Below are 15,334 nucleotides of genomic sequence, written 5' to 3' on the forward strand. Positions count from 1 at the left end.
CGCTACCGTCCTGGCGCGATGTTACCTGAAAGGATGTGCACTAGCCTTTGAACTTGGGCGCTCATCTCGAAATGCTGGTCGAAGTAGGCCCGCCCGGCACTCCCCATCTGTTCGCGAGCGGATGCATCCATGGCCTTGAGCCGACGCAGGTTATCCACCAGTGCACTGGCCTGCTCGGCCGCCGACGCCATGCCGGCGCCGGCCTCGATCACCACCCGTGCACCTTCGCCATTAAGGCTGGCCGCTATCGGCCGGCCAGCGGCGAGGTATGCCTGGATCTTGCTCGGTACGGTCTGGGCAAAGATGTCCTGGTCGCTCAGCGAGACCAGCAACACCGCAGCGCGCTCAAAGATGGCCGGCATCACCTGCATGGGAAAACGCCCCGGCAGAATGAGATTATCGAGGCCCAGGGCCTGCTTGCGCTCCTGCAGCCAGGCCAGCCTGCTGCCGCTGCCCACCAGGACCAGGCGCAGGTCGGCATCGTCGCGCAGTTGCACGGCCGCCTCGACCAGGGTGTCCAGCGCCTGGGCGGTCCCCAGGTTACCGGCGAATACCACGCAGAAGTGGCCGGCTAGCACCTCAGCCAATGGCTCTGGCAATGCCGGGGCTTGCGCCATGGCGCGCGAATCCATGGAGTTGGGAAAGTAGACGATCTTGTCGCGGGCCGCGTAGCGCGATACCGGTTCGACGAAGGCGCGCGACTGCACCAGCAAGGTGTCGCAGCAGCGATAAATGCCGCGTACGAGCCAACCGACCAAACGCAGGGCATGACGGTTGCGCACGAAACCGGTGGCCGCCAGGCTCTCTGGCCACAAGTCCTGTACCCACAATGCCAACCGTGCCCCCTTGAGCCACTTCAACGGTATCGCTGGGATAGCCTGGAGAATGGGCGACGGCGCGAACACCAGGATCGCGTCGAACTGACGCTTGCGCAGCAACCAGGGGAGGCAGAACAGCCCCGACAGGACGAACGACAGGTAGTTGAGAATGAGGTTCTTCGCCCCACCCGCCCCCCGGGGCCACAGCGGTACACGTACGACATCGACACGGTCGAGGTAGCGCTCGCGCTGCGTACCTCCCGCCTGGTAGCCCTCGAAGATGTCGCCATCCGGATAGTTGGGCTTGCCGGTTGCCACGACCACTTCATGCCCCTGCTCGTCGAGGGTGCGCACGATGTCGTTGATGATGAAACTTTCAGGCCAGAAATATTGCGAGAGAACGAGGATCTTCATGGGGCGCCAGGAAACTCAGTCAAATAGCCGGGAAACATGCTGTGCAATTGCAAGGCTTGCTGTCAGCCCGGGCGATTCAATTCCGTAAAGATTAACCAACCCAGGCAAACCATGTACTTCTGGCCCCTGGATCATGAAGTCGGCAGCTGGTTGGCCTGGAGCGGAAAGTTTAGGCCTTATCCCACTGTATCCGGGACGTAGCTTCTTCTTGTCAATCGAAGGGAAATATCTCTTTATGGCGTAGGAAAATCCCTCGCAAAGAGACTCATCCACCCGGTAGTCCAGCGACTGCGTCCAGGCGACATCAGGCCCGAAGCGCACCTGCCCGCCAAGATCCAGGGTAGCGTGCACGCCGAGGCCTGCCGTGTTTGCCTCCGGCATTGGATAGACCAAGTGGTTGAATGGCGCGCGACCAGCGTAGGAAAAGTATCGCCCCTGGCACCAGTAGGTGACAGGCACATGCTCAGACGCCAGCCCTTCGATTACCTCGGCCAACTTGCTGGCGAACAGCCCGGCCGCATTGATCACCCTGCGCGCCGTGATGCTGAAGGGTTCGCCACAGCTCACCCCTTCGACAACCCACCCTTCGGTTGAGGGCGCCATGCGCGTGACCCGCGTCTCCAGCGCAAGATCCGCGCCATGGGCCTGCGCTTCGGCCAACAATGACTCCATGAAAGCATGGCTGTCGATGATGCCGGTTTGCGGCGAGAACAGCCCAGCCACGCCGGCGACGGCAGGCTCCATCTCGCGCAGGCGGGCCCGCGACACTTCTTGCAGGCTTTCCACGCCCGAACGCCGGGCATTGAGCTGCAATGCCTCGAGCGCATCGATTTCTGCTTCGCTCACCGCGACCAGCAGCTTGCCGATCCGTCGGTGGCTCACCCCGCGCTCCTCGCACCAGCGGTAAAGCAGTTCGCGCCCTTCGACACACAGGCGCGCCTTCAGCGACCCAGGTGCATAGTAGATGCCGGCGTGGATAACTTCGGAGTTGCGGCTGGAGGTGTGGTCGCCGATCCGGCACTCCTGCTCCACCAGCATCACGCTGTTGCCATCACGAGCCATCTGCGCGGCGCAGGCCAGGCCGATGACACCAGCGCCTATGACCATGCAATCGATATCTGTCATTTACTTTTGTCCGGTTCCGGGCTCGAAGGGCATGACACGAGTTGCAGGTACAACTGATGCACTCGCTCGGCATTGGGCTGTATCGCGAAGTTGTCCTGGGCCCACTGCCGAGCCTGGCGCCCCAAGGTCAGGCGAAGCGCCTCGTCTTCGACCAGGCGTTGCAAGGCATCGGCCAGTAATTCAGGGTCGGGCCGGGCAATGGCCAGGCCGGTCACTTCGTGGATGATTGCGTCCTCCACTGGGTTGGCGACCGCCACCACACTGGGTATCGAGTAGAACGCCGCCTCGAAAACCGGCCGGCCGGCCGCGTCCAGATGCGATGGGAAACACAGGATGTCGAGCTGCGGATAGAGGGTCCGCACATCCCCCACGAAGCCCAGCAGCCGGATATGCTCATGCAGCCCATGCTGCTCGACAAGACGCTCGAGGTCAGCCCGCACATCACGGGCAAAACCCAACCGCGCGAGCACCCATGCCTTGAGCCCTGACAGCTCTCGAGCATTCTCACCAGCGATGAGGCACTGCAGCCTGACGCCCCGTTGCTTGAGTATGCGCATGGCCTCCACCAGCTCGTAGACCCCCTTGAGGGCAATCAACACCCCAAGGAACCCCACGCTAACGGGCTGCGCGGCTGCGCGCGCAACAGGGCCAGCGACAGGGCCATCGATACCCAGGCCATTGTGCACCACCGTGACCGGCAAGCACGGGTCCAGCGTCGCCGCCACGGTATGGTCGATGGCAACCACAGCGTCGGCGAAGCGATGCAGCCAGTTGTTGATGACCCGGGTACGCAGATCCGACCCCGGTGCCCGTTGCAGTGAGCGTACGTGAACTACCATTGGAACCCGCAGCAAACGCTTGGCCAGCAGGGCTAGCGGCAGCAGCGTGATTTCGTTGACATGCAGCAGATCGAATCGCTCGCGGCGCAAGCGCCAGATTGCTACCAGCGAGAACGGCAGCAGTAGCAGTTCCCGCAGCAGAATGATCCAGCGCAACCGGCGATAATGACCGTAACGGGTATTGTCGAACTGGCTAAGCCCCTTGACGGTTCGAACAGACATGCCGGCCTTGGAGAATGCCGGTACGGCGCTCCCCCCCGGGGTCAGCACGGTCCCCTGAACGCCCATCGATCTCAGGCAGGTGAACAGCTCGATCAAACTTTTGGAGGCGCCACCAAAGGCGCCCGCCGGGTGCAGAAACAGCACCTTCATGCCTTCCCCCTCAAATGCCGCTCCTTCGCGAGCCTGCGCGCCGAAACCTGCAGATTTCGGCGCCTGCTTTCATTGCTTTGCCGCTCATGCACGCGGTTTCAGACCAAGCGTGCCACTTCCGACAACAGTCGTTCACCGTCGTGTTCATAATTCAACTCGGCTGCGGCGGCATGGGAAGCCTGCTTGAAGGCCGTCACAGCCTCGGTATCCAGTTGCTGCAGCGACGCGGCAAGAGACCTGGCGGCAAAGGATTCGGCGACGACCCCACACTCATAGGCCCGCAAAAGGTTCGCCATTTCTGGCGAAGGGCCGATCGCTACGCCCAGGCAAGCCTGCACGAACTCGAAGAACTTGTTGGGTAGCGCATGCTCGTAGTTGAAGTTGACGGGCGGCAGCAAGAACACCCCAATGTCATAGCCATTGAGGTGCAGGCAGATTTCAGGCATCGGCACAGGCGGGATGAATCGAATGCGCGGATCGCCCTTCGCCGCTTCGCGCAACTCCAACAGGTAGGCCGAGTCGCTGTCCATCAGCATGAAATCCAGGCTGAAACGCTGATCCAGGTAGCCCATCATCTCGATCATCACGGCGAGGTGGCGCGAGCGAATGGCGGCACCATGGTGGATAAGGCGGATTCGCCCTTCCACCACCGGAGTCGGCGCCAGGCACTGATGAACAGGCGCGTTGTGGATCACCAGGGGCCTGACCCCGTAAACACGCGAGTACTCATCGGCAATCCCACGGCAGACCGTGGTCATCGAGGCCGCACGTGGCAGGTAGCGGGCGCAGAGGTCATTGATGTAGCGACCGAACAGCATGCGCCACAAGCGCTTGTCCTCAAACTCGCGGGGGGAGTACTCGTGCGCGTCGACCATGACCGGTGCCTCGCCCGCCAGCCTGAACGCCAGTGGCGCACTGGACACATCATTGGCGATGACCAGGTCGAAGCGCTTGCCGCTCAGAAGGCGCACGGCACTCTGGACCTGCTCCTGATTCCAGTAGTAACTGTCAAAAGCACCGATCAACAATTTGCCGGCCCAGTAGGCCTTTTTCAGCAGGCTAGCAGGGCCTTTCTGCAGCTGAACGAAATCGGCCCTTACATCCGGCTTCGAGCCATAACCGGCAATTGTGACCTGGTAATCCCCCTTGAGAAGGTGCGTCTGGCGCATCACCCGAGGATCGCTCTGGATAACCGAGAAAGAGATGATCAACACGCTTTTCAAAATAAAACCTTAATCCAAACTCAAGCGATAAAGTGCTCATGCCAGCGGCAGAAGTTGATCCATCGCCAGACCTGCCAGGAAAATGGCTTCTTACCTGCCATGATCAACTCGAACTCAACAAGCGCCTCGGCCTGATTGAAGAACGGCAAGTGCAAGTCCGTCGTCAACCAACCGCGAATGGTATCGATCATTGATGCAAGCAGTACTTGCTCTGGGGTGGCGAAGCCAATCTTGTCCCGACGGTCCAGTACATCGTCGGGCACTATACCGCGCATCGCAGCTCGAAATACTGATTTCGTCTCGCCCTTGGGAGAAATCAGATAGGACTCCGGCATAGAAAGCAACAGATCGACCATATCCAAAGTAAGGAACGGCACGCGACTCTCCACCGAAAACCGCATGGAGTTACGATCGCCGTGGCGAAGAAGCCCTGGCAGTCCGCGTCGGGTCAGCGACAAGCCGAGCTCGGCCATCACCCGACGTCCGGACTGGTTCACCGTGGCGCGTTGATGCGGGAACTGCTGGATGATGCCTCGCTCGACCAGCGGTTCAGCGTTGATCCAACCCGGTAGGGCGTTCATTCCATTCAGCGAGCGCAATGCCTGGTACAAAGAGCCTTGGGTCATTTCAGCCACAGCGCGCTTGGCTCCGGCCATGCGGTCGCGCCCAGGCCATTGAGCCCATTCATTGAGGAAGCTCCAGGCTTCGCCCAGGCGCCCCTTTTCCAACAAGCTACGCAACCGCTGGCCAGGATAACCACTGTAACCAGCCAGCATCTCGTCCGCACCCTGACCGTCCAGCGTTACGGTGACACCCTGCTCGCGAGCGAGTTGGAATACCCGATATTGCGCATAGATGCTGGTGCTGCCAAAAGGCTCTCCCTGCGCAAGGATCATCGAATCGAGATCGCGAGCAAGTTCGTCGGCACTGACGACCACCTTATGTGCAACAGCACCTACATGCTCGTTGACTCGATCGACCCATACTTCCTCGCTTACCTCACTCCCGCGAGCGATGTAGCTGAAGGTATTGATTGGCAGGTCTGGCTCCACGTGCCGCATCGCGCAAACCACGGCAGAAGAGTCGATGCCTCCAGAAAGCGCCGCCCCCAGCGCCACGTCACTGCGCAGGTGCAGGCGAATGTTGGACAGGAACTGCTCTCTGACCTGTTCGGCGGCTTCGTCGAAACTCAGGTCCTTGCGCTCCGTGATTGTTGGCGTCCACCAGCATGCTGGTTCACTGAGCTCGCCAGTGCTGAGGTCGAGCGTCAAAATGTGGCCCGGCAGCAGGTGCGAGACATCTTCGAAGAAAGTAGAAGAATTGCTGTCATAGTCGCCATGCACCAGGTAGTCATAGGCTCGCTGCCAATCCAGACGTACCTTATGTGCCTTCATCGCTTTGACGGCGGTCAGTTCAGAGGCGAAAAGGAAGTTGCCATCCTCCACCGCGTAGAAAAAAGGTTTAATGCCAAATGCATCGCGCACACAGGTCAATGTGCCGCGAACGTGATCAAAGACCACAAAGGCGAACATGCCGACAAGTCGTTTCAGACAGGCCACACCCCAGGTCTTCCAGGCAGCCAGCAGCACTTCAGTGTCCGAGTCGGATCGGAACACCAGGCCCATGCCCTGCAACTCCGCACGCAATTCACGATAGTTGTAGATCTCACCATTGAAGACGATTGACATCGCGTAGTCGGGCGTGCTCATCGGTTGATGGCCGCCCGACGACAAGTCAATGATCGACAGACGCGTATGCCCCAGAGCTACCTTGGTGGTGCCATGGGAGTAGAGCTCCTTGCCATTGTCATTGGGCCCGCGAAAACGTAGTGCGTGTATCGCATCGTCTACCCGATTCAGCGGAACTTCAGAACCACCAAACCAAGCACCACCCAGAATTCCACACATAAATAGTCAACCTGCTACGGCGTCTACCAGACGCTTGAAATCACGATATACGGCCTCAGACGAATAGCGCTGGGCTGCTACGGAGGATGCTTCTTTCATCGCCATGATCTGGTCATTATCCAAGGCGTTGATCGCCCTCGCCAGCGAAATCGAGGTGAAGTCTTCGGCAATTACACCCACCCCCGTCGCACTGACCAGCGCGGCCATCTCAACGCTTGGCGAAATTGCGACAGCAAGCCGCGCCTGGATGAACTCGAATAATTTGTTAGGCAGTGCGTACTTGTAATTGACTGCCTCCGGCTCAAGAAGAAACACCCCCATGTCATAGTCTTCGTTGAGGACCTTGGCGATCTCCGTCATTGGTACCGGCTCGCGAAAGGTGATCTTCGCCCCGGAGTACTTGGCCTTGAGGCTATCACAATAGGCTTTATTCGACTCCACCAGCATAAACTCGAATGCAAAGCGCTCATCAAGTAACAATGCCGCCTCAGCCATCAACTCCAGCTTCCGGCTTGGACAACCCAATCCGTGATGAACCAATTTGATCTGCGCATGAAGTGGACGCGGACGAGCATCGATATACGACGGACAATTCATCAGCACCCCGGGCCGCTCACCCAGAAATTCAGCCTGATAAAGCTCGGCAATCGATTCGCAAACCGTAACAACCTTCTTAGCTTTTATCAGATATCGCCGGCACAAATATTCCGGATATCCTTTCCAGAAAAAATTCCACTTCCAACCCTCTAACTGTTCGCCAGGTGCAAACTCATGCATGTCGGCGAGGACGGGTGTTTGCTTACCACTAACGGAGAACGCTACGGGCAGCGAAGAGGCATCATTGGCGACAATTACATCGTATTGCCTATCTTTCAAGAGGGCCCGCGCCCTACGCTTGTCGTCGTCAAGCCAATAGACTGGCGCGTAAATCCTAAGGAACAGAAACACGGCCTTCAACAGCTTCTTGAACAGACCTGACTGGCGAGGAGAAGGAATCTCAATGTGCTCGGAAGCATAGGAAGGCGCACCTCCGTAGCCGGCCGTTACAACTCGAAACGTTTCAGCAAGGCAAACACCATGGCGATGGACCCTCGGATCTCGAATCAAATTCGAAAAACTTAGCAGCAATACAGTTTTCATATTTTTCGAATGCACCGACTTCAACGACCATTAAAAGAATCAGCGTAGTCTTGAGAAATGAGCCTGGCTATACGTTCGGGATCATGCCACTTTTCCACAAATGCACGGCTATTCTTTGCCCGTTCCAGCAACTCTTCCCGAGGTGTCAAGATCACCTCGCGCAACACCTCTTTCAACGACGCGGGTGTCACGCGAATAAATGGCAGCTCCTCGCGCATGGCATCCGGAATAAAGTGAAGGTCTTCATCCCGCAAATACACTAGCACTGGTTTTCCCAAAGCCATCAATTCAACAGCCAAGCCACCATACCAACCTGCAAAAATTTGGTCGATCAGCACATCGGCTTGTTCATAACATTTCCTGGCTTCAGCCTGAGAGAGCCCTTCAACAAGAACCAGTTCAAACTCCAGTCCCTCTTCACTCAAGCTGTTCAGCGCTTCGATAATGAGATCGGTACCCTTTACACGCCGATTGGTTGGCGCATGAACGATTCTCAAGGGTCTTTTTTCCAATATTTTTTCAAATGATGCTGGCCACTCATCGAAAAAAACGTGGGAATATGGGATAAATTTCGTCGCAGCAGGCAATACATTCAGCAGATCTGGATTGAGTGCATAGACTTGCTGGCAGCGCCGAGATAGGTAAGCAATATTTTTTTGCTTGAACGCGTCGGTTTTCGCAGAGTAGTAAGAATCGTCAACCTGCGTGGCTATGCTCACTGAGTAGTGGTCAAGACAGTATTGACCTTGCCGAGCGTCATCCCCCTGATAAGTGAGAAACAATTTTTTACGGAACAACCTAAACAGCGAAACTTCGAAATACTGCAGCCCACGCAGGTACGCGGAATAGACAAATCGCTTCAGTGACGAAACACTATTTTTTTTACCAGGCCACTCAATGATATTGGCAGTAGCGATCGTTGTACCAGCATTATAGTGAATGATGTCGTACTTGAAGAGGCACTCAAGAATAAACTTGAAACGCTTTAACTCACACTGCAGAAACCGTGCACCAGCGGGCACCAGCACCCGATCAACCTCATAGGCAAGGTAGTTCTGGCTAATGATGCAGCACTCACTGTCAATGCCCTGCTTGCGCAATGCCTTGCTCAACGCAGGCGGATTTCCACCAACGGCGGTAGGGGCGTGCAGTACTTTTATCTTTTTCATGGAATGAGGTCTTTCAATCCCTGCTCAATACTGACTTCAGGGCTCCAGCCCAACGCTTGCAAGGCACTGATATTGGCGACCAGGCGACCGGCTTCTGCCGAGCTTCGTTCGAACACGGGCTGTTTCCCAAGCGCCGCGCCAATTTGCCGGCATATTGCAGCAATCGATACCTCCTCGCCACCCGCCACGTTGAACGTGGCACTGCCCGGCGCTTGCAGTATGGTCTCCAACGCCCGCACCGCATCAGAAACATGGACGGGGTTGATCACCAGGCCATCCTCCCCCTGAAGCTGAACCGGGCGGCCTGCCATGACGTTATCCACCAACCGCGGCAACAACATTGAACGCCGTTGCTGTTCGCCATAGATGAAGAAAAACCTCAGTACCGCGACGTCCATGATGGACGAGTAGTTCTGCACCAGCACCTCACCACACAACTTGCTGGCCAGGTAATACCCCAATTCACCGTGCGAGGTGATGGGCGAATTTTCATGCACCACCGGCAAACCGCTCTGGTAGACACCGCCGGATGAGGCATAGATAAACTTCTGACAATTAGCCAGCCGCGCATAATCCAGCAGCTTCGCTAATGCCGCGACGTTCACATTGAACACATCCAGCGCTTGGGCCGGGAAATCGCGAAACTTCGATGATTGCGCCAGGTGCAGCACCGCATCGATCTGGCCCGGCAACCCGGATGCATCGAAATCGGAAGACAGGTCAACCGAGTGATAGGTCACCCCGTCGATTGGCTCAGCGACCGGGTTATGCACAATCGCGTGGACGTCATGGTTCTGACTGAAGAACCTGATAGCCTGCGAACCGAGCAAGCCGGCCGCTCCTGTGATCAGGATACGTAGCTGCTTTTTCATGAGAGCACTTTTTTAAGGGGCAAAACAAAAGCACCGACGCCGCAGAACACGGCCAGCGCGAAGAGTTTCAGCATGATAACGGAAAACTGCAGTTCAGTCTGACAGGTCACGATTGCCACATAGAACAAGGCGACTACGCCAATGCTTCCGGCAATCAACCTGCTCCAGGAAACTTCCAGCGGGTGCAGGTGCTGAGTGAATGCCAGATAGGTGGCAGTAATGAACAGGTAAGTGACCGCCGTGGCCCAAGCGGCACCCTGCGCACCAAAGGAAGGGATCAACCAGAGGTTGAGCAGCACGTTGACCACCACTGCGCACCAGGAAATCTTGGCGATCAGGTGGCTCTTGCGCTCGATTGATATACCGACAGCGGTAACCTGCTGGGTAGCCTGAAGGACAACGCCCAGGCACAGCGGAATGAGTACGATGGCACTGTCGTGATATTCGGCGGGCAACAACAGGCCGATACCTTCACCTGCGAACAGCGAGATACTTCCGCCGACCAAAGCCATCACCATGAATAAAATCAGCAACACGTTGGCGAAGATACGACGATAGCGTTCAGGATTCTCTGTCCGAATCTTCATCGCTACCGGGCTCCATGCCTGCCCGAATGCCATGGAGACGAACAGCACGATGGACGAAAAGCGAAACGCGACCGAGTACACGCCAACTTCTTCAACCGACGACATGGATGCCAGCATCCAGCGATCAATCGCCCCAAATATCCAGTAGGCAAAAGCGGCAAAAATGTACGGATAGCCGTATGAAACCAGCGCTTTGATCCATGCGCGGCTGAAGCTGAGTACAAGGTCCTTGGAGATGAGCATCAAGGCGAGCGGAAGGACCAGCACCGCCACCAGCGCCTGGGCACCCAGAATCCCATCCAGCCTTGCCCCTACCTCAATCACCAACCAGGCTGCGAGCAGCAAACCACAGACGCGGAAAAGGATGGACAGGGCAAAAAAGCGCCAAGGCTTGAAATGCAGCCGCACAACATCCAATGCAAACTGAATCCACTGCGAGGCAGCCATAAACACCAATGCGTACAGCAACACACGCCCATCGAATGGCTGCCCCTGCCAGCCAAAGCTGACACCGTACAAAAGTACAAGCGCCCCCGCTAGCACAGTGACCACGACGCCGGACAACACTTGCACCAGCAGCGCGCTGGAAACGATCACCGGACGCGCTGACTCCAAGGTGTCCTTGTCCCAGTAGAAGCGCTGCACCGCATTATTCAGCCCGATATTGACGACCACGCCCAGCAAGCCAATAACCGTGAATATCAGCTCCATTGCACCGAACTCAACCACGCTGATGTAGCGAGCGATCAACGGGAAGAACATGAAGCTGAGGACCTTTGATAAAAAGTCAGCCCCGCCATAAATGGCGGAGTCTTTCATCAATGTATTCCAGATCGAGCCCCTCATATCAATCCGGCAGCCTATTGTTTTTCAGTGGGTGCGCGATTTTTTCCTGGCGGCCATGTTCGCCGATAATCGGGTGGAACAGGTTGATCATATCTGCGTGCTCACGACGACCATAAACGTAGTCGATGACACGGCTGAACAGGTAATGCGCCGCATGATAGCTATGGTACTTTTCGACGTATTCACGCCCTGCCCGACCTAGCTCGCTGCGCAAGGCCGAGTCGTTCACCAAGCGTTTGAGCAACTGATAGATATTCTCCGGGCAACCCGAAACGATTGGGCACTCCGAGAGGTACGACCAGCGACGGAAATGCGTCAATGTCGCGTCATTCTCGAAATTCGAGATGACCGGCAACGAGCAGGCCATACCTTCCAACCCGGTCAGCCCGTAGCCGGTCATGTTGAGGTCTTCAACCAGAATATCGACCTGAGTCTGCATGAGCATGCGAACTTCTTCGTTCTGCCGCCCCTCGATCAGCAGCAACTCGACGTTGCACCCTTCAGCCTTCAATTGCTCGACGGCACTAATTAGAAACTCCGTGCCTTTCACCCCGCGGTGATTGGGCATATGGCCGATCACCACCGGGTCACCGGGCAGCTTGCGCCGCTCGCTGGAAGCCACCCATTTGTCTGTATCGATATGCAAAGCGCTGGGCGTCAGCACATCCCAGCGACCAAAGCCATCCGGCCCCATGTTGCCGATTACCACAGCATCCGCCATGCGGGTCCAGTGCCTGACCCGGGCCTCGATGGCGTCCTGCGCTTTCGCCGCAGCGGGATAGCTGATCATGAGGCAATGCAGCAGCGACAACGACCGAATATTACGATACACATAGGCATCGCCACCGTACGGCGTGACGATCGTTTTCTTGCGTGCCAAACGCATGATTGCCGATTCCAAAAACTGGAAACGTGTGCCGCCCAATAAAAAACCATCGAAGGAAATAAAGAACACATCGAAACGGCCCAACGCCCACAGAAAAGCGGCAAACTTTCTGAAGCGCGCAGGCAGATGACCGAAGCGCTCATCCAGCAAGCTATCCCAGTCGGAACGCTTGTTGATTTTTGAGTAAAAACCATTGACCAATGTATGCGTGTCATAACCATGAGCACGCAGCGCCGCAGACCAGTACATCAAGTTCAGAATCGGCGTAGTACCAAAAACCAGGCGCTCTTTACCGGGCGTTGGCGCAGGCTGCCTGCGCAACCAGAGCGCGTAGACAAATGCAACGCCGAGAAAGCAGGGCCACATGAGCAATGCAATGCATCTCGACAATGCCAACTTAATCATGAAGCAGATTCCCTTCGTAATGAACCAATACACCGCTACCCTGTTTCTGGAATACCACCATGCTGCCCAAGGCCACGGCATCTACACCCAGGTCGAATGCCTGTTGTATATGTGCGTTGCTACCGGCACCGCCGTGAGCAATCACCGGCACGCTCACATTGGCGACCAAAGATCTCAGCAGTTCCAGATCCAGACCTTGCCAGGAGCCTTCGCGCTCCACCGAGGTGAAGAGGATCTCTCCCGCGCCCAACTCACAAGCCTTTGAAGCCCATTCAATCGGTGTCTGCTGATATTTGCCACGGTGGCCCTTCCAGCGCACCTGAGGGTGGCCAAACAGGTCTTTGTTGACATCAATCGAAATGACGACCGCCTGGGTACCGAATTTTCGAGCCAGGTCGCTTATCAGTTCGGGATTCTCAAGTGCAGCGGTATTGACGGAAACTTTCTCGTAGCCCAGGTCGAAAATTCGTGCTGCCTGGTCAATATTCGTGATTCTGCCGCCGTAGCCCAGAGGCATAAAACACTCGCTGGCCAATTCTTCGAGCAGGCGATAATTAATCGGCTCTTCCACCTGACCAGTACCAATATCCAACACAATGAGTTCATCCACTTCGAACTCATTGAAAATGCGTGCCGTGTTGCACGGATCGCCAACATAGACAGGGCTCTTGAAATGCCTGGTTTTTACCAGGCTTCCGTCCTGGACCAGCAACGTTGGTATCACTCGTTTTCTAAGCATTACAACCTCATGAAGGACTCAAGAAGCCCCATGCCGAACCGATGGCTTTTCTCTGGATGGAACTGGGCGCCGTAGACGTTGCCGCACTGAACAACGGCGTCGAACTCGATGCCGTGCGTTGCCGTCATGACCGCATGCGAGCGGTCCTCGGTCTGCACATAGTAGGAGTGAACAAAGTAGAAACGTGCCTGCTCGTCGGGACAGTGCAAGTTACCGTTTCCGGTTGGATACACCCGGTTCCAGCCCATGTGCGGCACCTTCAACCCTTCCATGGGCGGAAACTTGCGTGCTCGCATATCGACCCAACCAAGCCCGGGCAACTGGCCTTCTTCGCTGCCAAGCCCAAGCAGCTGCATACCAAGGCATATGCCCAACACCGGCACCTTTTCCACCACTGCCTTGTGCTGTAGAACATCGTACAGACCACGATCATGAATGGCCTGCATGGCCGGGTCGAATGCGCCCACCCCCGGAAGCAGCAACTTGTCCGCCTGCTCGATCACCGCGATATCCTGAGAAACCACCGTGTCAGCGCCAATACGCTTGAACATATTTTTTATGGAGCGCGAGTTGCCAACACCATAATCGACGATCACAATCATTTTTTGGCACCCTTGATCGGGAAGCAATATTTCAAATAAAAACTCATGGGCACCAGGTTTTTTTCGGCCAACATCTTGAACAAGAACCGGCAACGTTCGAAGCGTTTCTTGTAGGTACGAAACTCCCACCACTGCCTTGGCGGTGCTTGCATGATTTCATCGAAGTCGCTATCGGAGAAACCCAAACGCTTTTTCACATAATCGATAAGGTCAGGGTCGTAAGCGGGCGGGCGAGCGTATATCGCCATCGCTTCTTCTCGCGGCATCTTGCCATTACGCGCCAACGCACCCAAGGTCAGATTGCGAAAATCACGCTTGTATTTCACTGGCGAGTAATACGTGTGACTGAACGAAGTAATCCTGTTTTCCAGGTGGTGACCACCGTAGTAGGTCCAACCGAACTGCTTCTGTAAGTAGTCCTGCGCCACTTCCTTGGAGTAATCCAAATACCAGAATGGCCTGACTTTCTGGATACGCGCGCAGCACACCCACCAGACGAAACGCCAGAATGTCATCAAGGGGTAGGTTTTCATCGCGCGCCGACCGAATCGCTGATGCACAGACCGGATAAGGCCACCATCAAAATAGTGGCTACCAATAGGTGAAATACCTTCAGTTACAAAGGAGTGCCCCTCGAGGATGTATTTCACTCGATACTTTGCAGCCGCGCGATACATCACCTCAGCCAGCGCCAGATCAGTAGGCGCATCAATGCTGGGAATACCTGAAACAATGAAGGAACGCAGCAAGTCGTCCGCTTCCTTGTTATCGAGAACATGCGTGTACAGATCGATATCCAAGGCACTCAAGACCTTATAGATATTCTGCGTCGCGATTGCCGAGTTCCAGGTATTGTCGTAATGCACCGCCAAAGGGCGAAGTCCAACTTTCTTTGCCCACACCAGCAAATAAGATGAATCCGTTCCGCCACTGACGCCAATGACGCAGTCATACTGCTTGCCTTTGCCATCGCGTTTGATCGCTGCCACGATGTCGTCAATCTTGCGTGCGCCTCGCTCGCCACCGGTACCGTAGTCGACTGTCAATTTCTCCAGCTGACGGCAATAGTTACACACGCCTTCGTGGTCAAAGCTTATATTGGATACTTTTTCGTCGTAAATACAGCGAGTACAAACGTTCATGGCATTCCAGCTTTTTACTTGGAAAAATATGCAACAAAATCATTGACTGTACGCAGACCCTCGATATCAGACTCCGGAACCTCACGCCCCGTGTGGGCCTGGATCTCGAGCAAAACATTAAACATGTCGAGGCTGTCCAACCCATAGACCTCACGCAACGACTGATCGTTATCAGTGATGGTCGACACATCAACACTCACACCGGCCTCTTTCAACAGCTCTTTAACTTTATCTGCGTTCATCACTTA

Annotated in this window: 14 protein-coding genes; all 14 read right to left on the reverse strand. The window is 56.0% G+C overall.

Annotated features, from left to right (window positions below; translation table 11 throughout):
• Nucleotides 1-2 precede the first annotated feature (2 nt).
• Nucleotides 3-1,232, reverse strand: a complete 1,230-nt coding sequence (locus F6X61_RS12880; RefSeq protein WP_153786933.1) for a glycosyltransferase family 4 protein — start codon at nucleotides 1,230-1,232, stop codon at nucleotides 3-5.
• A 15-nt stretch (nucleotides 1,233-1,247) separates the two neighbouring features.
• Complete coding sequence (locus F6X61_RS12885) at nucleotides 1,248-2,357, reverse strand: NAD(P)/FAD-dependent oxidoreductase (protein ID WP_153786934.1); 1,110 nt, start codon at nucleotides 2,355-2,357, stop codon at nucleotides 1,248-1,250.
• Complete coding sequence (locus F6X61_RS12890; RefSeq protein WP_153786935.1) at nucleotides 2,354-3,568, reverse strand: glycosyltransferase family 4 protein; 1,215 nt, start codon at nucleotides 3,566-3,568, stop codon at nucleotides 2,354-2,356. Before F6X61_RS12890 ends, F6X61_RS12885 begins: the two co-directional genes overlap by 4 nt.
• Nucleotides 3,569-3,666: 98 nt before the next feature.
• Nucleotides 3,667-4,782, reverse strand: coding sequence for a glycosyltransferase (locus tag F6X61_RS12895; protein ID WP_256671360.1), 1,116 nt, complete (start codon nucleotides 4,780-4,782; stop codon nucleotides 3,667-3,669).
• Between the two features lie 29 nt (nucleotides 4,783-4,811).
• Nucleotides 4,812-6,698, reverse strand: a complete 1,887-nt coding sequence (gene asnB, locus F6X61_RS12900) for an asparagine synthase (glutamine-hydrolyzing) (RefSeq protein ID WP_153786937.1) — start codon at nucleotides 6,696-6,698, stop codon at nucleotides 4,812-4,814.
• Between the two features lie 6 nt (nucleotides 6,699-6,704).
• Nucleotides 6,705-7,838 carry a glycosyltransferase gene (locus F6X61_RS12905; RefSeq protein WP_153786938.1) on the reverse strand — a complete coding sequence of 378 codons (1,134 nt, stop codon included), beginning with the start codon at nucleotides 7,836-7,838 and terminating at the stop codon, nucleotides 6,705-6,707.
• Between the two features lie 20 nt (nucleotides 7,839-7,858).
• The gene (locus F6X61_RS12910; protein WP_153786939.1) at nucleotides 7,859-9,007 is read right to left on the reverse strand and encodes a glycosyltransferase family 1 protein; all 1,149 of its coding nucleotides are present in this window, start codon (nucleotides 9,005-9,007) and stop codon (nucleotides 7,859-7,861) included.
• Nucleotides 9,004-9,879, reverse strand: coding sequence for an NAD(P)-dependent oxidoreductase (locus F6X61_RS12915; RefSeq protein WP_153786940.1), 876 nt, complete (start codon nucleotides 9,877-9,879; stop codon nucleotides 9,004-9,006). The genes F6X61_RS12910 and F6X61_RS12915 overlap by 4 nt, the downstream gene beginning before the upstream one ends.
• Nucleotides 9,876-11,285, reverse strand: coding sequence for a flippase (locus tag F6X61_RS12920; RefSeq protein WP_178125813.1), 1,410 nt, complete (start codon nucleotides 11,283-11,285; stop codon nucleotides 9,876-9,878). The genes F6X61_RS12915 and F6X61_RS12920 overlap by 4 nt, the downstream gene beginning before the upstream one ends.
• A 28-nt stretch (nucleotides 11,286-11,313) precedes the next feature.
• Nucleotides 11,314-12,603: a glycosyltransferase family 4 protein gene (locus F6X61_RS12925; RefSeq protein WP_153786942.1), complete on the reverse strand. Its 1,290-nt coding sequence runs from the start codon at nucleotides 12,601-12,603 to the stop codon at nucleotides 11,314-11,316.
• Nucleotides 12,596-13,342: a HisA/HisF-related TIM barrel protein gene (locus F6X61_RS12930; protein WP_153786943.1), complete on the reverse strand. Its 747-nt coding sequence runs from the start codon at nucleotides 13,340-13,342 to the stop codon at nucleotides 12,596-12,598. Before F6X61_RS12930 ends, F6X61_RS12925 begins: the two co-directional genes overlap by 8 nt.
• Complete coding sequence (hisH, locus tag F6X61_RS12935; protein WP_153786944.1) at nucleotides 13,342-13,944, reverse strand: imidazole glycerol phosphate synthase subunit HisH; 603 nt, start codon at nucleotides 13,942-13,944, stop codon at nucleotides 13,342-13,344. The genes F6X61_RS12930 and hisH overlap by 1 nt, the downstream gene beginning before the upstream one ends.
• Nucleotides 13,941-15,086: an N-acetyl sugar amidotransferase gene (locus tag F6X61_RS12940; protein ID WP_153786945.1), complete on the reverse strand. Its 1,146-nt coding sequence runs from the start codon at nucleotides 15,084-15,086 to the stop codon at nucleotides 13,941-13,943. The genes hisH and F6X61_RS12940 overlap by 4 nt, the downstream gene beginning before the upstream one ends.
• 14 nt (nucleotides 15,087-15,100) lie before the next feature.
• On the reverse strand, nucleotides 15,101-15,328 hold the full coding sequence (locus F6X61_RS12945) for an acyl carrier protein (RefSeq protein WP_153786946.1): 228 nt from the start codon (nucleotides 15,326-15,328) through the stop codon (nucleotides 15,101-15,103).
• Between the last annotated feature and the right edge of the window lie 6 nt (nucleotides 15,329-15,334).

Origin of the sequence: Pseudomonas sp. EMN2 (assembly GCF_009650555.1) — a bacterium.
In the GTDB taxonomy this organism is placed as follows: domain Bacteria; phylum Pseudomonadota; class Gammaproteobacteria; order Pseudomonadales; family Pseudomonadaceae; genus Aquipseudomonas; species Aquipseudomonas sichuanensis.